Source organism: Cypionkella psychrotolerans (assembly GCF_001294535.1).
Classification (GTDB): domain Bacteria; phylum Pseudomonadota; class Alphaproteobacteria; order Rhodobacterales; family Rhodobacteraceae; genus Cypionkella; species Cypionkella psychrotolerans.
Genome location: NZ_LGIC01000090.1, coordinates 214,047 through 232,092 on the forward strand (window position 1 = coordinate 214,047; position 18,046 = coordinate 232,092).

Below are 18,046 nucleotides of genomic sequence, written 5' to 3' on the forward strand. Positions count from 1 at the left end.
ATGACCGATCAAACTGCGGCGCTTGTCGCCCAAATCCAAGCCCATGCGGGCAGCGCCCCGGTCAAGCTGGGCCTGATCCTCGGCTCGGGTCTGGGGCATCTGGCGCAGGCGGTGCAGGGCGTGGCGATCCCTTACGGCGATCTGCCGGGGTTCCCGCATGTTGGGGTGTCGGGTCACAATCCCCATCTGGTGATCGGCGATCTCGAAGGCGTGCGCGTCGCGGTGTTTGGCGCGCGCGAGCATTATTATGAGAACGGCAATGCGGCGGCGATGCGGTTGCCGTTGACGGTGCTGAAAGCTTTGGGGGCTGAGGCACTGATCGCCACCAATGCGGCGGGGTCTTTGCGCCCGGATATCCGGCCCGGCGATCTGATGCTGCTGAATGACCATATCAACTTCTCGGGACTGAACCCGCTGATCGGCGAGAAGACCGATGCGCGGTTTGTGCCAATGACCACCGCCCATGACCCCGATCTGCGCGCAGCCCTCAAAGCCAGCGCCAAGGCGGTCGGTGTGGCGCTGCCGGAGGGGGTTTATGCATGGTACTCCGGCCCCTCGTTTGAAACCCCTGCCGAAATTCGGGCGATCAAGATCCTTGGCGGCGATGCCGTGGGCATGTCCACCGTACCTGAAGTGATCCTTGCGCGCTTTCTTGGCCTGAAGGTGGCGGCGATTTCCAGCATCACCAATATGGCGGCAGGCATGTCGGATGAGCAGATCAGCCACGAACATACCAAGGCGATGGCGCCGTTGGGTGCGGCGAAACTGGAACAGGTGCTGCGTCATTTTCTGCGCACGCAACTGTGACGGCCACAAGGGTTTGACAACCCCGGCAAACCCGCGCAAGGCTTGAGGAAATTCTTCTCTTTCCGGGCCTTGCGCCAATGCAAATCTACCTCCCCATCGCCGAGGTTTCGATCAACGCCTTCCTGTTGTTGGGATTGGGCGGCATGGTCGGGTTTTTGTCGGGGATGTTTGGCGTCGGCGGCGGCTTTCTGATCACACCGCTGCTGTTGTTCGTCGGCGTGCCGCCCGGCGTGGCGGTGGCGACCGGGGCGAACCAAGTGGTGGCCTCGTCTATTTCCGGCGTGCTGGTGCAAATGAAGCGCAAGGGCGTCGATTTTCGCATGGGATTGGTGCTGCTGGCGGGCGGTTTTGCGGGCTCATTCATCGGGGTGCAGGTGTTTGCCTGGATGACGGCTTTGGGGCAGATCGACCTGTTCGTGCAGTTGAGCTATGTGCTGTTTCTCGGCCTGATCGGCTCGATGATGTTCGCCGAAAGCACGCGGGCGCTGATCCGGGCGCATCGGGCGGGGGCTGCCGCGCCAATCCGGCGGGCGCATGTCCACACTTGGGTGCATAAGCTGCCGTTGCAGATGAAATTCCGCGCCTCGGGGCTATATATCTCGGTGCTGCCACCGGCGGCGATTGGCGCTGCGGTAGGGTTTCTCTCGGCGATCATGGGGGTCGGCGGCGGCTTCATTCTGGTGCCAGCGATGATTTACCTTTTGGGGATGCCGACGCGGGTGGTGGTCGGCACCTCGCTGTTCCAGATCATCTTTGTCACCGGCTTCACCACGATCATGCATGCGATCAACAGCCAGACCGTCGATATGATGCTGGCGTTTCTGTTGATAATGGGCGGGGTGATCGGCGCGCAGATCGGCGCACGGCTGTCGACCCGGCTGAAAGCGGAACAGTTGCGCATCATGCTGGCGGTGCTGGTGCTGACGGTCAGCTTCAAAATCGCGCTGGATCTGCTGCTGCAACCGGCCGAGTTGTTCACGGTGACGCCGGGGCTGTTGCCATGATCCGCGCGTTGATCCTGCTGCTGGCCCTCACAACTGCCGTGGCCAGCCCTGCCCTCGCCAATGAGGCTTTGGTCAGCGGCCTCAGCCAAAACCGGGTGCAGATCACCGCGAATTTCGATGGCTCGGAAATCTTGATCTATGGCGCGGTGAAGCGCGACTCGCCCGCCCCAAAAGGCCCGCCGCTTGAGGTGATCGTGACGGTCGAAGGCCCCAGCACCGCCCTGATCATCCGCCGCAAGGAACGCGTCGCCGGGATCTGGCTGAACCGCTCCTCGGTCAATGTCGATGCAGCGCCGAGCTTTTACGCGGTGGCGACCACCGACAAGCTCGATAAAATCCTGTCGGGCACCGAGGATCTGCGCCACCATATCACCATTCCGCAAGTGATCCGCGCGGTGGGCATCAGCGATGAGGCCGAGAACGCCCCGGATTTTGTCGCCGCTTTAGAGCGGATAAGGCTGGATGATAGCCGCTACCGCATCGCCGAACGCTCGGTGCAACTGGCGGATGAGACGCTGTTTCGCACCGATGTGGCGCTGCCTGCCAACCTGACCGAAGGCAATTACAAGGTGCGCCTGTTCATCCTGCGCGGCGGCGTGGTGCTGGATACCCAAGAACGCCTGATCGCGGTGCGCAAGGCCGGGTTGGAGCGTTTCCTCTACAACCTCGCGCATCAGCAACCGCTGCTCTACGGCGTGCTCTCACTGGTGATGGCGGCGGTGGCGGGCTGGGGCGCATCCGCCGCGTTCCGGTTCGTGCGCTGAGACCCCGCAAACGCGCTTCAGCTTGCTCTTTTGGAAATACTCCCCCCGGAGGGTCCAACCTCTCCAGCAAGACACCGCATCCGATCGTCCCCCGGCAGCGCCGCCGCGTGGTGGCTCAATGCCACCCAAGGCGGCACCCCGGTTCCGCTCAGCGCAGCGCGGCAGGCAAGGCCCGCCACAGGGTCAGCGCGCGCAGCAGGTTCAGCAGCATCAGTGCCGCCCACAGCCCATGATTGCCCGCAAGCGGGATCAGCACCACCAGCCCAACCGCGTACAGCGCCACCGCGATCAGCATCGCGCGCAGCATCGCCCCGGTCAGCAGTGCACCGATAAACACGCCGTCGAAGATCCAGCTTGCCACGCCCAAAACGGGGGCGGCCACCAACCACGGCAGGTAGTGCCGCGCTTCGGCCTGCACATCCTGCGCCGTGGTCATCACCCCGATGATCTGGCCGCCGAACACCGCAAACAGCAGCGCCATCAGGGTCGCCCCGGCAAAGCCCCATTGCATCGCTATCGCCTTGGCGCGGCGTGCCTGCGGCCAAGCCTGCGCGCCGACCGCTTGGCCCACCAGCGCCTCGGCAGCGAAGGCAAAGCCGTCGAGCGCATAGGCGGTCAGTTCCAGAAACTGCATCAGCACGTGATTGGCGGCCAGCGTCACATCGCCAAAACGCGCGCCTAAGAACACAAAGCTGGTGAACGACAGTTGCAGCAATACCGAGCGGCCCATGATGTCGCGGCTCGCATGGAACATCGCGCGCAAGGGTGCTGCGTGAAACACCCTGCCCCAAGCGTCACGCAGCACCGTGCCGAAACCATCCCGCGCCAACCACAAAGCCAGCGCCAACCCGGCCCATTCGGCAATCAGCGTGGCTGTCGCCACACCGCCGACGCCCCAATGCAGCCCCAGCACAAACCACAGGTTCAGCGCCACGTTCAGCCCGTTCTGCAGCAGTTGCAGCACCAGCACCGCCCGCGTGCGCTCCAGCGCGATCAGCCAGCCGGACAGCGCGTAGAGCATGATCGTCGCGGGCGCGCCCCAGATGCGGATGCCAAGATAGATGCGGGCGTAGCCTTCGACCGCCTGAGACGCCGGGGCGGCTTGGAACGCCGCCCAGAACAGCGGCGCTTGCAGAAGGATCAGCGCCAACCCCGCCGCGCCCCCAATCAGCAAAGCCCGCAGCAGCACGGCGCTGCGTTCGGCCAGATCGCCCGCGCCCTGCGCTTGGGCCGCAAGGCCCGAGGTCGACATCCGCAGAAAGCCGAAAATCCAGTAGAGCGTGGTCAGGATCACCGCACCCAAACCCACCGCCCCCAACGGGGCCGCCTGCCCGATCTGGCCGATCACCGCCACATCGACCGCGCCCAACAGCGGCACGGTGGCATTGGCAATCACGATGGGAAAGGCGATGCGCAGCAGGCGTTTGTGGCTGATCTCGGCGCGGGTTGCGATCACGCGCCGCCGTCCTGTGTGTCTTCCGGCATCAGGCAATGCACCGAGCCCAGTGCGAAGGGTCGGGCGTGGTTGTCTTGCCAAGCCTCGACCTGCACAGAGGCAAAGCGGCGGCCGGAGCGGTTCACCGTGGCCCGTGCATAGCAATCCCGCGGCAGGCCTGCGCGCAGGTAATCAACTGTGAAATCAATGGTCTTTGGCAAGGGCGGCAGTTGACCTGCCGCCACGCGCGCGGGGTCGATGCGGCCCGCTTCCAGATCATCCCACAGACAGCTCCATGCCAGACCGATCAGCGCGGTGACTTCCAGAAACGAGGCCGTCACCCCGCCATGCAGCGCGGGCAGGCTGGGATTGCCGATCAGCATCTCGGAATAGGGCAGCCAAGCGGTCAGCTCATCGCCGCGACGATCAAAGCGGATGCCGAGGAATTCGATATAGGGCACGGCCCCGACCAGCGCCGCCAAAGCCGTATCGCGGCGGGATTTGATCACCTGTACGGGTTCGGGCCGCTTCATGCTGCTGGCCCCTTCGGTCGCTCTAGGGTGAAAGCGCCTGTCCCCATCGCCACCGGGCGCGCGGTATCCTCATCGCAGGCGGTCACGCGCACGAAGGCGACAGACCGCGTGACATGGTGACATTCCGCCCGCGCGGTGATGCTTTGGCCGGGGGTGGCGGGGCGCATATAGTCGATGCGCAGATCGAGGGTGGCGGTGGAGGTTGGGGCGGCGGGATGGCTCATCACCGAAGCCCCTGAGGCAGTGTCCATCAGCGCCGAAATCGCCCCGCCATGCAAAACACCCGTGGCGGGATCACCGACCAACCGCGCATCCCATGGCATGGTGATGGTGGCGCTGCCCGCCCCGAGTTCGGTCAACTCCATCGCCAGCGCGCGGGAAAACGGCAAGGCTTGGATGAATTGGCGGGCGATGGTGAGGATATCAGTCATGCCGCCATAATCTCGCGCTGCGCGGCAAGTGCAAGGGGCTGCTCACAATTCTTGCGCCTTGCGGTTGCGGCGACTAGTCTGAGGCTGGGAGGCCCTTATGACTGAGACTCGCCTAAGCTTCAAAGAAATGTGCGCGAAGTTCGAGGTCACGCCCCGCACTTTGCGCTATTATGAGTATATCGAGCTGCTCGCACCGGAAAAGGATGGCCGCGCGCGGTTTTATGGCGCGCGCGAGGTGGCACGGCTGACGCTGATCCTGCGCGGGCGGCGGTTTGGCTTTTCGCTTGAGGAAATCCGGCAGTGGTTGCTGATTTATCGGCAGAAGGGCACGCAGACTCAGTTGGAGCAATGGCTTGGCATGGCGGACCGGCAACTCGCCGATCTGACCCGGCAACAGGCCGAGTTGGAAACCAGCATCAGCGATCTGCGGGCGTTGCGCGACACCGCTGCGGCGGAAATCCGCAAATTGACCGAGATTTGACATCACGTCACACGAAACTCTGACGTGACGTTACATTTACGTTAACGTCAAGCACTCTACTATGATGGGTGAAACATCCCCATCTACCCGGCAGTGTTTGCCGAGGAAGTGCCATGAGCTTGAGTGAAACCGAAACCCTGTCGATCCGCCAGATGTGCGACGCCTATCAGGTGACCGCCCGCACCTTGCGGTTTTATGAGGCGAAAGAACTGCTGTCGCCGATCCGGGCGGGCAGCCGTCGACTTTATACCAAACAGGATCGCGCAAGGTTGCAGCTGATCCTGCGCGGCAAGCGCTTTGGCTTCAGTTTGGAAGATATCCGTCAGCTGCTTGATATGTATAACAGAAATGGCAGCAATCAGGCGCAACTGGCCCGCAGCTTTGATCTGGGCCAAGACCGTCTGGCGCAGATGAAAGCCCAGCGCGACGAGTTGAGCATCGCCATCACTGAGTTGGAAGTGGAATTGCAGGGCGCAGGGGCGGCTTTGGCCAGCTTGCGCGCGGCTGCCGAATAGAGCCGACCCCAGAAAGCCTGCCGACTAAAGCCGACCATGAATGCCGAATTGAGGAGTAAGGCCGATGACCACCTACACAGCCCCGCTGAAAGACATGCAGTTTTTGTTGCATGATGTGCTCGGGGTCTCTGGCCGCGATATTCCGGGGTATGGCGATCTTGATGCTGGGTTTACTGGTGCGGTGCTGGAGGAGGCGGGCAAGCTGGCTTCTGATGTTCTGGCCCCGCTGAATGCGGTGGGCGACCGGGAAGGCTGCGTGTTGGAAAACGGCGTGGTGCGCACGCCGACGGGGTTCAAAGCGGCGTTCGATGCGGTGAAGGCGGGCGGCTGGACGGCGCTGGATTGTGACCCGGACTATGGTGGTCAGGGCTTGCCTTATGTGATGGCGACGGCAGTGGGCGAGATGTTTGTCTCGGCCAATATGGCGTTCAACATGTATCAGGGCCTGACGCATGGCGCCTATTCGGCGATCCATGTGCATGGCACGGCAGAGCAGAAGGCCACCTATCTGCCGAAGATCGTCTCGTGCGACTGGACCGGCACGATGAACCTGACCGAGCCGCATTGCGGCACCGATCTGGGGCTGATGCGGACCAAGGCGGAACCGCAAGCGGATGGCAGCTATAAGATCAGCGGCACGAAGATTTTCATCTCGGCGGGCGAGCATGATCTGGCCGAGAATATCATTCATCTGGTGCTGGCGAAGGCTCCGGGGGGCGGCGAGGGGACGAAGGGGATTTCGCTGTTCATTGTGCCGAAGTTTCTGGTCAATGCGGATGGGTCTTTGGGCGCGCGCAATGGGGTTTCGGTCGGTAAGGTCGAAGAAAAGATGGGGATTCACGGCAATGCGACTTGCGTGATGAACTATGATGGCGCGGTGGGCTACCTGTTGGGCGATCTGCACAAGGGGATGCGCGCAATGTTCACCATGATGAACGAGGCGCGTCTTGGGGTTGGCCTGCAAGGTTATGCGGTGGCAGAGGCCGCCTATCAGAACGCTTTGGGCTATGCCAAGGACCGCTTGCAGGGCCGAGATGTGACCGGGGCGCAGAATCCGAAAGGCCCGGCTGATCCGCTGATCGTGCATCCCGATATTCGCCGCAGCCTGATGGACCAGAAAAGTTTTGTCGAAGGCGCGCGGGCGTTTACCTACTGGGCGGCCTCGATGATCGACCAGTCGGTGCGTTCGGGCGATGCGGATGCCGAGGGGCTGGTCTCGCTGCTGATCCCAGTGCTGAAAGGGTTCCAGACCGATCGTGGGTTCGAGATGGCGGTGCAAGCGCAGCAGATTTGGGGCGGACATGGTTATATTGAGGACAATGGTGTGAGCCAGTTTGTTCGCGACGCCCGTATTGCGCAGATTTATGAAGGCGCGAATGGCGTGCAGGCGCTGGATTTGGTGGGCCGCAAATTGGCGACTGATGGCGGCAAGCATGTGATGGCGTTTTTCGCTTTGATCAAAGGCTTCATCAAGGAAAATGAAGGCGACGCGCGGATGGCAGTGTATCTTGATCCGCTGAAAGCGGCGTCGAAAGATGTGCAGGCGGCGGCGATGTTTTTCATGAACAACGCGATGAAAAACCCAAATGCGGCGCTGGCGGGGTCTTATGATTTCATGACGATGATGGGGCATACTTGTCTGGGGCTGATGTGGGCCAAGATGGCAAAAGCCGCCTTTGCCGGTCTGGATGCGGGCGGCGATGCCGATTTCCTGAATACGAAACTGGCGACCGGGCGCTATTATATGCAGCGGCAACTGCCTGCGACTGCGCTGCATCTGGCGCGGATTGAATCCGGCGCTGATCCGGTGATGGCGCTGGCGGCTGAGGCGTTCTAAGCTTGCGCATAGGTCAACGGAGATAGCCCATGCCCAAACGCTTCCGCCTCACCCGCCGCTTTCCCGTTGCGATGACCGAGGACGGTTATCGCCGCCTGAAGGCTTTCGCCAAAGAGGCGGGGCTGGATGAGGGCGAGGCTTTGTCGTTTCTGTTTGAGAATTACTCATCGGTGATCAACCACGACAACCTGACGCATCGGCTGCGGCTGTTCAATTCTGAGGTGGACGCGCGCAAGACCTGATCGCTTTCACATTGGCTTAAATATCCCACGGGGGTGTGGGGGCGTGAAACCCCCACTCCGCCCTTTCCGGAGAGAGACCACGATGACCGCAAAACTTTACTGCTTTGGCGAATCCGGCAACGCCTACAAGGTGGCGCTCGCGTTGACCTTCGCCGATATGGAATGGGAGCCGGTGTTTGTTGATTTCTTCAACGGTGCCACCCGCACCCCGGAATTCCGCGCGATCAATGAGATGGGCGAAGTGCCGGTGCTGGTCGATGGCGAAACCACGCTGACGCAATCGGGGGTGATCCTGGATTATATCAGCAGCAAAACCGGCAAGCTGGGCGGCAAGTCTGCGGCAGAGCGGCGCGAGGTGTTGCGCTGGCTGTTTTGGGACAATCACAAGCTGTCGACGCAGATCGGCACCGCACGGTTTTTGGCGAATTTTGTGCCGGAAGAAAAGCGTCCTGCCGGGGTGATCCCGTTCCTGCACAGCCGTTTGAAGACATCTTACACCGTGCTGAACGGCCATCTTGAGGCGCGCAAATGGGTGGCGGGTGAGGCGATGACCATCGCTGACCTCTCACTCTGCGGCTATCTTTACTACCCCGAACCCTTCGGTTTTGACCGTGCGGATTGGCCCCATATCGACGCTTGGCTGAACCGCGTTGCGGCGGTGCCGGGCTGGAAACATCCCTATGATCTGATGCCCGGCAAACCGTCTGACCGGGTATAAGGAGGCAACATGACCGACGCTTTTATCTATGACGCCGTGCGTTCCCCGCGGGGCAAGGGTCGCCCGGATGGGGCTTTGCACGAGCTGACCTCGGTGGCGCTTTCGGCGAAGATTCTGGATGCGCTCCGCGAGCGTAATGGGCTGGAAGGCCACGTGGTCGAGGATGTGATCTGGGGCAATGTCACCCAAGTCGGCGAACAGGGTGGCTGTTTGGCACGCTCGGCGGTGCTGGCCTCGGGGTTGGATCAGTCGATCCCCGGGTTGGCGATCAACCGGTTTTGCGCCTCTGGCATGGAGGCGGTGAATTTGGCCGCCAACCAAGTGAAGGCGGGCGCAGGGGCGGCTTATATCGCGGGCGGTGTCGAGATGATGGGCCGGGTTCCGATGGGCTCGGATGGGGCGGCGATTGCGGTGGACCCGTCTTTGGCGATGAAGACCTATTTCGTGCCACAGGGGATTTCGGCAGATATTATCGCCACCGAATACGGCTTTACGCGCGAGATGGCGGATGCTTTGGCGGTGGAATCGCAGAACCGCGCGGCGATGGCTTGGGCAGAGGATCGGTTTGGCCGCTCGGTGATTGCGATCAAGGATCAGAATGGTTTGACCATTCTGGAGCGCGACGAATACATGCGGCCCGGTACCGATATGGCGACCCTCGGCGCGTTGAAACCGGCGTTCAAGGATATGGGCGAGACGATGCCCGGCTTTGATAAAATCGCGCTGATGAAATATCCGCATCTGGAGCGGATCAACCATATTCACCACGCCGGAAACTCCAGCGGGATCGTCGATGGGGCTGCGGCGCTGTTGATTGGTAATGCCGAGTTTGGTGCAGCACATGGGCTGAAGCCTCGGGCGCGGATCAGGGCGACAGCGAAGATCGGCACTGATCCCACGATCATGCTGACCGGGCCGGTGCCGGTGACCGAGAAGATCCTGCGCGATGCCGGGATGGCGATTGGCGACATTGATCTGTTTGAGGTCAACGAGGCGTTTGCTGCGGTGGTTCTGCGGTTCCAGCAGGCGTTTGATGTGGACCCGGCTTTGGTCAACGTCAATGGCGGCTCGATTGCTTTGGGGCATCCCTTGGGCGCGACGGGCGCGATCATCATCGGCACTTTGCTGGATGAATTGGAGCGTCGCGGCAAGACTGTTGGTTTGGCCACGCTGTGCATCGCCTCGGGTATGGGGGCTGCGACCATTATTGAGCGGCTCTGATCATGCCGGGGCAGGTCTTTGCCGCTTTGGGGGAAACGCTGACGCAGGCTTTGGTTGGCGGCGATTTCGCGGCCTACGCCAGCGTGATGTCGTTGCCCCTGCGGGTCATTCCGCGTGGCGATCCTGCCTATGTGTTGCACACCGAAGCCGAGTTGCGCGCGGATTTTCAACTGTACCACGACAACCTCAAAGGCCGGGGGGTGACCGATATCTTCCGGCAGGTTGTCAACATCACTGTGGTGGATCAGACGCATCTGAGGGTGCGCTGCAAGACCCACATAATGGTGCGCGCGCAGCGCATCGTTGACCCGTTCGAGACCCGGTTTCTGTTGGTCGAACAGCCAGATGGCTGGTTGATTTCGGAAATTGAAAGTGCGCGGGGGCATATTCGCTTCAGCCTTGGGCTGTCGGAAATCAAAGGCGGGGCGTTTACGCCGAAACTGGATGATGCAGGGGGAGACGATGGCGAAACTTGATCTGAGCAAAGTGCCGGTGAAAACCAGTTCGATTTACCCATCGCCCTATGCTGAGATGATGGCAGGGCGCAGCAGTTTGCGCTTGGGCGATGCCGGGGGGCTGACGCAGTTTGGCGTCAATCTGGTGATCTTGCAGCCGGGGGCTTTGTCGTCTCTGCGGCATTGGCACATGGCCGAAGATGAGTTCGTGATGGTGACGCAGGGCGAGTGCGTGCTGGTACAGGATGCGGGCGAAACGGTGATGGGCGTGGGCGATTGCGTGGCGTTTCCGGCGAATGTGCCGGATGGGCATCACTTCATCAACCGCTCGGGTGCTGTGGCGCAGTTTCTGGTGGTGGGCAGCAAAGCCAAGCGTGAGGTCGCGACCTATTCCGATGTTGATCTGGTGCTGACGGTGGAGGGCGGGCAAGCCAGCTTCGCCTATAAGGACGGCAGCACATGGGAGGGGCCACGATGATCGTTGATCCGGCGCTGGCCCCTGTTGATGACCGCGAAGGTGTCAGCACGTTGCGGCTGTCAGTGGCGGGCGGGCTTACGCAATTTGGCGCTTATGTTGAGGTTTTGGCACCCGGGGCTTGGTCTTCGGATCGGCATTGGCACTCGAATGAAGATGAGTTTCTGTTTGTGTTGGAAGGGCTTGGCTGCTTGCAGGATGATGCCGGGATGCAGGATTTGCAGCCTGGTGATGCTTTATGCTGGCGGCATGGTGCGCCGAATGGGCACCGGATTGGCAACCGCTCGGACGCAGCCCTGCGCTATCTGATCGTGGGCAGCCGGGTGTTGGGCGACGTGTGTTCCTACCCAGATTCAGGGCGCAAGCAGGTGAATACCGCGACGCAATGGCGGGTCGAGGATGCCGATGGCGTGCAGCTGCGTGGCGGCGATTTGCCTGCGGAATTGTTGGGACTGCCTGCGGTTTGGGGGCAGGACTATGATGGGTCTGTGCGCCCGAATGTGCTGCGGGCCGCTGAGCGGGCTTGGGTGTTGGAGCATGGTTATCAGCATCCGATCTTGGGCGGCGATCTCGGCGATTACTGGCATTCGGTGCTGGGCGATCTCGGCGGCCTCTCGCAGTTCGGCGTGCATCTGGAGCGGTTGCCGCCCGGTGCGCGCTCCAGCTTCCGGCATTGGCATGAGGCCGAGGATGAGTTGGTGCTGGTGCTGTCCGGCCAGCCCACGCTGATCGAAGACAGCGAAACCACGCTGAGCCCCGGCGATATGGTGTGTTGGCCTGCGGGCCAGCCCATCGGGCATCAGTTGGAAAACCGCAGTGCGGGCGATGTGGTTTATCTGACCATTGGCACCCGGCTGCCCCGTGATACCGTTCACTATCCCGATCACGATCTGATCACCCATAAAGACGGCGCGGCCCGGCGCTATACCCATGCCGATGGCCGACCCCGCAGTGCAGGAGAGCGCAAATGACCGATTTCACCATGGCCGTTGATGCCGATGGCGTGGCCACGATCACTTGGGATGTGGCGGCAAAGTCGATGAACGTGATGTCGACGGCGGCTTTTGGGCTGTTGAGCGGGCTGGTCGATCAGGCTTTGGCCGATGCGGCGGTGAAGGGGATCATTATCACCAGCGGCAAGAAGGATTTCGCCGGCGGGATGGATCTTAACGTCATTGCCGAGATGCGGGCGGGTGGGGCGCAGGCGATCTTCGACGGCGTAATGACGATGCACAAGGTGCTGCGCAAGATCGAACTGGCCGGGATGGACCCGAAGACCAAGAAGGGCGGCAAGCCGATTGTGGCGGCCCTACCCGGGACGGCATTGGGGATTGGGTTGGAGCTGCCGCTGTCGTGCCACCGCATCATCGCGGCGGATAATCCGAAGGCGAAGATCGGTCTGCCCGAGATCATGGTGGGGATTTTTCCCGGCGCAGGTGGCACAACGCGGCTAGTGCGCAAGCTGGGCGCGATGATGGCGGCGCCGTTCCTGTTGGAGGGCAAGCTGTCTGATCCGAAAGCGGCGAAGGCGGCTGGACTGATTGATGAGGTGGTGGCACCTGAGGCGTTGCTTGCCCGCGCGAAGGAATGGGTTCTGGGCGCGAAAGACACCGATCTGATCAAGCCGTGGGACGACAAGGGTTACAAGATGCCCGGCGGCGCACCCTATCATCCGGCGGGGTTCATGACCTTCGTTGGGGCAAATGCGATGGTGCTGGGCAAGACCATGGGGGTTTATCCTGCGGCCAAGGCTTTGCTGAGTGCGGTCTATGAGGGCGCTTTGGTGCCGTTTGACGTGGCGTTGCGGATTGAGGCGCGCTGGTTCACTTCCGTGCTGCTCAACCCGTCGTCTTCGGCGATGATCCGCAGTCTGTTCATCAACAAAGAGGCGCTGGAGAAAGGCGCGAACCGGCCCTCGGTGGCCGATCAATCGGTGAAAAAGCTGGGCGTGATTGGCGCGGGGATGATGGGGGCCGGGATCGCCTATGTCGCGGCCTTGGCGGGGATTGAGGTGGTGCTGATTGATGCCGCACAAGACAGCGCGGATCGCGGCAAAGCCCATTCGGCGGACCTATTGGACAAGGGTATTCAGCGCCGCAAGGTAACGGTGGAGAAGAAAGCCGAAGTGTTGGGGCGGATTTTGGCCACCACGGATTATGCGGCGCTGAAGGGTTGCGATCTGGTGGTTGAGGCGGTGTTTGAAGACCCGAAGGTGAAGGCCGAGGTAACGGCAAAGGTTGAGGCGGCGGTGGGGGCGGAGTGCATCTATGCCTCCAACACCTCAACCCTGCCGATCTCAGCGCTGGCGAAGGCCTCGGTGCGGCCTGAACAGTTTATTGGCATCCATTTCTTTAGCCCGGTGGACAAGATGAACCTCGTTGAGATCATCCGGGGCAAGCAGACCGGGGATCGCGCGGTCGCCAAGGCGCTCGATTTCGTCCGCGCCATCCGCAAAACCCCCATTGTGGTGAATGACGCGCGGTTCTTCTACGCCAACCGCTGCATCATCCCCTATATCAACGAAGGCATCCGCATGGTCGCCGAAGGGGTGGAGCCTGCGCTGATCGAGAATGCCGCGAAGCTGGTCGGGATGCCGCTCGGCCCGCTGCAACTGGTCGATGAAACCTCGATTGATCTGGGGGTGAAGATCGCCAAGGCCACGAAAGCGGCGATGGGCGATGCCTACCCGGATGGCGCGGTCGATGCAGTGCTGTTCTGGATGGCGGATCAGGGCCGGATGGGCAAGAAGGCCAACGCGGGGTTCTATGCTTATGATGCGGCGGGTAAGCGTGAAGGGCTGTGGGACGGATTGGCGGCTGAGTATCCGCATGTTGCCGACCCGGACCTCGCCACCGTGCAGCACCGCTTGCTGATGGCGCAGGTGCTGGAAGCGGTGCGCGCACTGCAGGAAGGCGTATTGACCGACATCCGCGAGGGCGATGTCGGCGCGATCCTTGGCTGGGGCTTTGCGCCGTGGTCGGGCGGGCCGTTCTCGTGGCTGGATATCATCGGGGCTGCGCGCGCGGTGGAGATTTGCGAGAAGCTGGTGGCAGAGTTTGGGCCGCGGTTTGAAGCTCCTGCCCTGCTGCGCGAGATGGCGACCAAGGGCGACAGCTTTTACGGGCGGTTTGGCGCACAAAAGGCGGCCTAATCTGGGTCGAAACGGTAGCCAAAGCGGATGATATCCTCGGCGCTGATTTGCGAGATCAGATCGGCGTCGGCATCCGAATAAAACCCGCGCCAGTCGCGGGCGCGATCCGAGGCATTGGCTTGCGGCAAGGGCAGCAGGCGGAAGCCTAAGTGCGCTTCGAAGGGCGCCAGATCGGTATCGAGATGTTCCAGCCGCGCGTAAAGGCTGGCGCGCTCAAACCCCAAACGGTCGCGCATATAGGCAGTGTAGGGCCAGAGGCTGAAGGCAGTGCGGGTCTGGGCATGGTTCAGGAAACCACTGAAATCATGCGACTTTGCCAGGCCCACGGCAGGGTGGGCAAAGTTCTGCCCGCGCAACCAGTGGTAATAGCTGACGGCGCGATCCCACGGGTTGCGCACCAAGGTCAGGGTGAAGAAATCGGCAATCTCATTATCCGTGGCAAGGCCCGCGATATCGGACAGCGTTGAGTGTTTCCAGAGCCGCCCCGCCGATTTCACCCCCTGCAGCCGCGCCTTGCGCGCCCGCGCCTTGGGGGTGTCGCCGATCAGGATATCATCCTTCATCGCGCGATCTTCCAAAGCAAGGCTCAGCGCGGTGCCGCCGGTTTTGGGGATATGCACGAAGATGAAGCGCCGCCCGCGGGAGATGATCATGGTATGACCTGTACGAGGGGGCCGTTCTTGTGGGCAGCCATTCGACAGGAAAGCGCCGCCCCAGTGCGTGTTCTGATCTGTCTCAAACCGTGCGTCCGGCTTTGGCGCTTGGATTTGCTCTTTTGAAAAATACTCCCGCCGGAGGCTTCTGACCTTGGCCACAGAGCCTCCGGCAGGGATATTTGAGCGCAGAGGATGACCATGGCGCTAGACCTGGTTGGGCAGCGGTTGCCCGTCCAGATATGCGATCAGATTGGCGACGGCCATCATGCCCATCGCGGTGCGGGTTTCCAGAACGGCGGTGCCAAGATGGGGCAGCAGGGTGACGTTTTCCAAACCCAGCAGGGCGGGGGTGATCTGCGGTTCGTTTTCATAGACATCGAGGCCCGCGCCCGCGATCTGGCCGGTTTTCAGGGCGGTGGCGAGGGTTGTTTCATCGACCACATCGCCACGCGCGATGTTGATCAGGATGCCATGCGGGGCCATTTGCGCCAAGGCTTCGGCATTGATCAAATGGCGCGTGGCGGGGCCGCCGGGGACGGCGATCACCACGAAATCGGCTTGCAGGACTTCGAGCATGGAGACCTGCTGCGCGGGGACGCCTGCATCTGTGGCAGAGCGGTTGTGGTAGATCACTCGCATGCCAAAGCCATAGTGGCAGCGCTGTGCAATGGCACGGCCAATGCGGCCCATGCCGATGATGCCGACGCATTTGCCTGAGACTGGTGCGCCGAGCATTTGTGTGGGGTGCCAGCCCTGCCATTGGCCTGCGCGCAGCATCCGCTCGCCCTCACCTGCGCGCCGGGCGGTCATCAGCAGCAGCGTCATCGCCACATCGGCGGTGGCATCGGTGACCGCGCCGGGAGTGTTGGTGACGGCGATGCCAAGTGCAGCGGCGGCCTTGGTGTCGATATGGTTGAAGCCAACGCCGAAATTGGCGAGCAATTTCGCCCTTGGGGTGGGCACCTCGGCGAAGGCCTCGGCTTTGAACAGATCGCCCAAAGTTGGCAGCACCACGTCGTAATCGGTGAGGGCGACGCGCAGTTCGGACGCGTCAAGCGGCAGGGTGCTGGCGCGCGCCGTCACCTCAAAACGGGCGCGGGCGGCTTGCATCACCGGATCGGGCAAGGGACGGGTGATCAGCAGTTTCATCAGAATAACCTTCCTCCCAAGGGCACATCTTGACCGGGGCCTATCAGCACGACCTCCCCCGCCGCATCGGGCAGGCCAAGCACCAGCACTTCCGAGATCACCTTGCCGATCTGGCGTGGTGGAAAATTGACCACCGCCAGCACCTGCCGCCCGATCAGTGCCTCTGGCGTGTAGTGTTTGGTGATCTGGGCCGAGGAGCGTTTCTCGCCAATCCCGGGACCAAAATCGAGCCACAATTTATAGGCGGGCTTGCGTGCCTCGGGGTAGGCTTCGGCGCGGGTAATGCGGCCGACGCGGATGTCGACCTTCTCGAAGTCGGGATAGGTGATCTGGCTAGAGGCGTCGGTCATTTGCCCAGCTCCCTGCCCCGGTCAGTGGCGGCTTTGACGGCGCGCTGAAGCAAAGCGGGAAAGCCGGTTTCAGGGTCCATCAGCACCGCGAGGGCTGCGGCTGTCGTACCCCCCGGAGAGGTGACGTTGATGCGCAACTGGCTGGCGGGCTCAGTGGACTGATAGGCGAGTTCACCTGCGCCGCAAACGGTCGCACGCGCCAGTTTCATCGCGATTTCTGGCGACAAACCCTCGGCCTCACCCGCCGCCGCCATCGCCTCGATCAGATGGAACACATAGGCCGGACCAGAGCCGGACACGCCAGTCACCGCGTCAATCTGATGCTCGCCGTCGAGTTCGACCACCTGCCCCACCGCCAGCATCAACTGATGCGCCAAAGCCAGCCCCGCAGCCCCCGCATAAGCGTTGGCGCAGATGCCGGTGATGCCGCGGCCGACCATCGCCGGGGTGTTCGGCATGGTGCGCACGATCGGGGTCCGCTCGCCCAAAGCCGCCTCGAACGTAGCAATCGAGGTGCCTGCAGCAATCGACACGAACAGCGTCGTGCCATTGCCCAAGGCTTGCAGGGCGGGCAAGGCCGCGCCCATCATCTGCGGCTTGACGGCGAGCAAAGCGACAGCTGGGGCTGGCGGCATGCCTTGGTTGAGATGCACGCCGCTGGATTTCAGCCAATCGGTCGGATGCGGCTCGATCACCCATACGCTCGTTGCAGGCACCCCCGCCGCCAACCATCCGGTCAGCAGCGCCGTCCCCATCTTGCCACACCCCAGCAGAACCAGCCCATCGCGGGCCACCACATCCAGCACCATCGAAAACTCCCCTTTTACGGAGAGGTTAGTGCGGTTTGCGAGGACATTGAATCGGAAATAGCACTGGGGATACAGAAACTGCGGACACCGCCATTGCAACCCAGATCAGGCTCGCCCGTAAGCCTCGGCAATCGCGACTTTCATGGCATCGGCGGGGGATTTATCGGCCCAGGACACCAGTTGGAACGCTGGATAAAACCGCTCAGACGCGGTGATCGCGCCGGAAATCAGCCGATCAATCTGCTCGGGCGCCACCATTTGCCCGCCCGCAAGGCAGAGGCCATAGCGGAACACCATCAGCTTTTGTTCGGCCCAATAGGTGAACGCCCCAGTCCAAACCATATCGTTGCAGCGGTTCAGCACATCATAAAGGGCTGCCATTTTATCGGTTGGCGGCTCCATTTCAAAGGTGCAGATCAGGCGGAGCGTTTCGTCCTGCGCCGACCACGCGAGGGTCAGCGCGTAGGTGCGCCACTGGCCCTCAACCGCCATCGCGATCTGGTCATCGGTGACGCGGTCAAACTCCCAATCATGGTGGGCAGCCAGATTTTCCACGATGTCGATCGGATGAAGATCGTCACTCAGCAGGTAATCTTCAGAAAATGACATGGGCTGGCCTCACTATAAAGCCCCAGTGACGATACCGTCCCCTATGGGCTGGGCGCCCGGCAACCAACAGCGTAACCCGGCATTGCCCTTACTAGATATAGTGTGGCTATGGGGGAAGCCTGTAAAGAGGATTCTGGAGAAATCTTCTGTGGACAAATTGTTTGTGTGTGGCGTGTGTGGCGTGACAGCAGAGTTGGCAGAGTTTGACAGCAGAGTTGGCAGCAGAGCGATTTTCGGGTTTTAGGCAAGCGGTCAATGGCATAACAGCTCATCTCATTTCCGATTTCCCACCTACAAGAATGTCAAAAATCAGAAAAGCATGTCGCCCCGTCCCCAGCGCCAGTCTCATTTAACGGGGGTCTTAAGCTCGGTTAAAGGGTCTTTACACCGAACCGCCGCACATG

21 protein-coding genes are annotated in these 18,046 nt (G+C 61.7%); 13 read left to right on the forward strand and 8 right to left on the reverse strand.

Translation table 11 applies throughout. From position 1 onward, the window contains the following. From AKV04_RS24485 to AKV04_RS24495, 3 genes are all read left to right on the forward strand, one after another. A complete protein-coding gene (locus AKV04_RS24485) occupies nt 1–807 on the forward strand; it encodes a purine-nucleoside phosphorylase (RefSeq protein ID WP_054009009.1) in 807 nt (268 codons plus the stop codon). Between the two features lie 77 nt (nt 808–884). Beyond that, a complete protein-coding gene (locus AKV04_RS24490) occupies nt 885–1,811 on the forward strand; it encodes a sulfite exporter TauE/SafE family protein (protein WP_054009010.1) in 927 nt (308 codons plus the stop codon). After that, a complete protein-coding gene (locus AKV04_RS24495) occupies nt 1,808–2,575 on the forward strand; it encodes a TIGR02186 family protein (protein ID WP_054009011.1) in 768 nt (255 codons plus the stop codon). Before AKV04_RS24490 ends, AKV04_RS24495 begins: the two co-directional genes overlap by 4 nt. Before the next feature lie 148 nt (nt 2,576–2,723). Here AKV04_RS24495 and AKV04_RS24500 read toward each other — a convergent pair whose 3' ends face one another. From AKV04_RS24500 to AKV04_RS24510, 3 genes are read right to left on the reverse strand one after another with little or no spacing between them, the layout of a single operon-like run. Continuing rightward, nucleotides 2,724–4,031, reverse strand: a complete 1,308-nt coding sequence (locus AKV04_RS24500; protein WP_054009012.1) for an MATE family efflux transporter — start codon at nt 4,029–4,031, stop codon at nt 2,724–2,726. After that, entirely contained in the window at nt 4,028–4,543 is a 516-nt protein-coding gene (locus tag AKV04_RS24505; protein WP_054009013.1) for a PaaI family thioesterase, read from the reverse strand. The genes AKV04_RS24500 and AKV04_RS24505 overlap by 4 nt, the downstream gene beginning before the upstream one ends. Beyond that, nucleotides 4,540–4,974, reverse strand: a complete 435-nt coding sequence (locus tag AKV04_RS24510) for a PaaI family thioesterase (RefSeq protein WP_054009014.1) — start codon at nt 4,972–4,974, stop codon at nt 4,540–4,542. The genes AKV04_RS24505 and AKV04_RS24510 overlap by 4 nt, the downstream gene beginning before the upstream one ends. 97 nt (nt 4,975–5,071) lie before the next feature. Here AKV04_RS24510 and AKV04_RS24515 point away from each other — a divergent pair, with 97 nt between their 5' ends. The 10 genes from AKV04_RS24515 to AKV04_RS24560 all read left to right on the forward strand — a co-directional run bounded on the left by AKV04_RS24515 (nt 5,072) and on the right by AKV04_RS24560 (nt 14,069). Next, nucleotides 5,072–5,455, forward strand: coding sequence for a MerR family transcriptional regulator (locus AKV04_RS24515; RefSeq protein ID WP_054009015.1), 384 nt, complete (start codon nt 5,072–5,074; stop codon nt 5,453–5,455). Between the two features lie 113 nt (nt 5,456–5,568). After that, nucleotides 5,569–5,970: a MerR family transcriptional regulator gene (locus AKV04_RS24520; RefSeq protein ID WP_082351841.1), complete on the forward strand. Its 402-nt coding sequence runs from the start codon at nt 5,569–5,571 to the stop codon at nt 5,968–5,970. Between the two features lie 64 nt (nt 5,971–6,034). Further along, nucleotides 6,035–7,807, forward strand: coding sequence for an acyl-CoA dehydrogenase C-terminal domain-containing protein (locus AKV04_RS24525; protein WP_054009016.1), 1,773 nt, complete (start codon nt 6,035–6,037; stop codon nt 7,805–7,807). A 29-nt stretch (nt 7,808–7,836) separates the two neighbouring features. Then, complete coding sequence (locus AKV04_RS24530; RefSeq protein ID WP_054009017.1) at nt 7,837–8,049, forward strand: hypothetical protein; 213 nt, start codon at nt 7,837–7,839, stop codon at nt 8,047–8,049. A gap of 82 nt (nt 8,050–8,131) precedes the next feature. Continuing rightward, nucleotides 8,132–8,767: a glutathione S-transferase family protein gene (locus tag AKV04_RS24535; protein ID WP_054009018.1), complete on the forward strand. Its 636-nt coding sequence runs from the start codon at nt 8,132–8,134 to the stop codon at nt 8,765–8,767. A 9-nt stretch (nt 8,768–8,776) separates the two neighbouring features. Beyond that, complete coding sequence (locus AKV04_RS24540; protein ID WP_054009019.1) at nt 8,777–9,988, forward strand: acetyl-CoA C-acetyltransferase; 1,212 nt, start codon at nt 8,777–8,779, stop codon at nt 9,986–9,988. A 2-nt stretch (nt 9,989–9,990) separates the two neighbouring features. Further along, entirely contained in the window at nt 9,991–10,464 is a 474-nt protein-coding gene (locus tag AKV04_RS24545; protein WP_054009020.1) for a hypothetical protein, read from the forward strand. Beyond that, nucleotides 10,451–10,921 (forward strand): cupin domain-containing protein, encoded by a 471-nt coding sequence (locus AKV04_RS24550; protein ID WP_054009051.1) that lies wholly within the window; start codon nt 10,451–10,453, stop codon nt 10,919–10,921. Before AKV04_RS24545 ends, AKV04_RS24550 begins: the two co-directional genes overlap by 14 nt. Next, the gene (locus AKV04_RS24555; protein WP_235815761.1) at nt 10,918–11,889 is read left to right on the forward strand and encodes a cupin domain-containing protein; all 972 of its coding nucleotides are present in this window, start codon (nt 10,918–10,920) and stop codon (nt 11,887–11,889) included. Before AKV04_RS24550 ends, AKV04_RS24555 begins: the two co-directional genes overlap by 4 nt. Then, nucleotides 11,886–14,069: a 3-hydroxyacyl-CoA dehydrogenase NAD-binding domain-containing protein gene (locus AKV04_RS24560; protein ID WP_054009022.1), complete on the forward strand. Its 2,184-nt coding sequence runs from the start codon at nt 11,886–11,888 to the stop codon at nt 14,067–14,069. The genes AKV04_RS24555 and AKV04_RS24560 overlap by 4 nt, the downstream gene beginning before the upstream one ends. Here AKV04_RS24560 and AKV04_RS24565 read toward each other — a convergent pair. The 5 genes from AKV04_RS24565 to AKV04_RS24585 form a co-directional block, all read right to left on the reverse strand. Further along, a complete protein-coding gene (locus tag AKV04_RS24565) occupies nt 14,066–14,722 on the reverse strand; it encodes a sulfotransferase family 2 domain-containing protein (protein WP_054009023.1) in 657 nt (218 codons plus the stop codon). The genes AKV04_RS24560 and AKV04_RS24565 overlap by 4 nt on opposite strands. Before the next feature lie 207 nt (nt 14,723–14,929). Beyond that, nucleotides 14,930–15,874 (reverse strand): 2-hydroxyacid dehydrogenase, encoded by a 945-nt coding sequence (locus tag AKV04_RS24570; RefSeq protein ID WP_054009024.1) that lies wholly within the window; start codon nt 15,872–15,874, stop codon nt 14,930–14,932. Further along, nucleotides 15,874–16,224, reverse strand: a complete 351-nt coding sequence (locus AKV04_RS24575) for a tRNA-binding protein (protein ID WP_054009025.1) — start codon at nt 16,222–16,224, stop codon at nt 15,874–15,876. Before AKV04_RS24575 ends, AKV04_RS24570 begins: the two co-directional genes overlap by 1 nt. Beyond that, nucleotides 16,221–17,033, reverse strand: coding sequence for a pyrroline-5-carboxylate reductase (gene proC / locus AKV04_RS24580; RefSeq protein ID WP_054009026.1), 813 nt, complete (start codon nt 17,031–17,033; stop codon nt 16,221–16,223). Before proC ends, AKV04_RS24575 begins: the two co-directional genes overlap by 4 nt. Nucleotides 17,034–17,138: 105 nt before the next feature. Then, nucleotides 17,139–17,642, reverse strand: a complete 504-nt coding sequence (locus tag AKV04_RS24585; RefSeq protein ID WP_054009027.1) for a type III secretion system chaperone family protein — start codon at nt 17,640–17,642, stop codon at nt 17,139–17,141. Nucleotides 17,643–18,046: the final 404 nt, after the last annotated feature.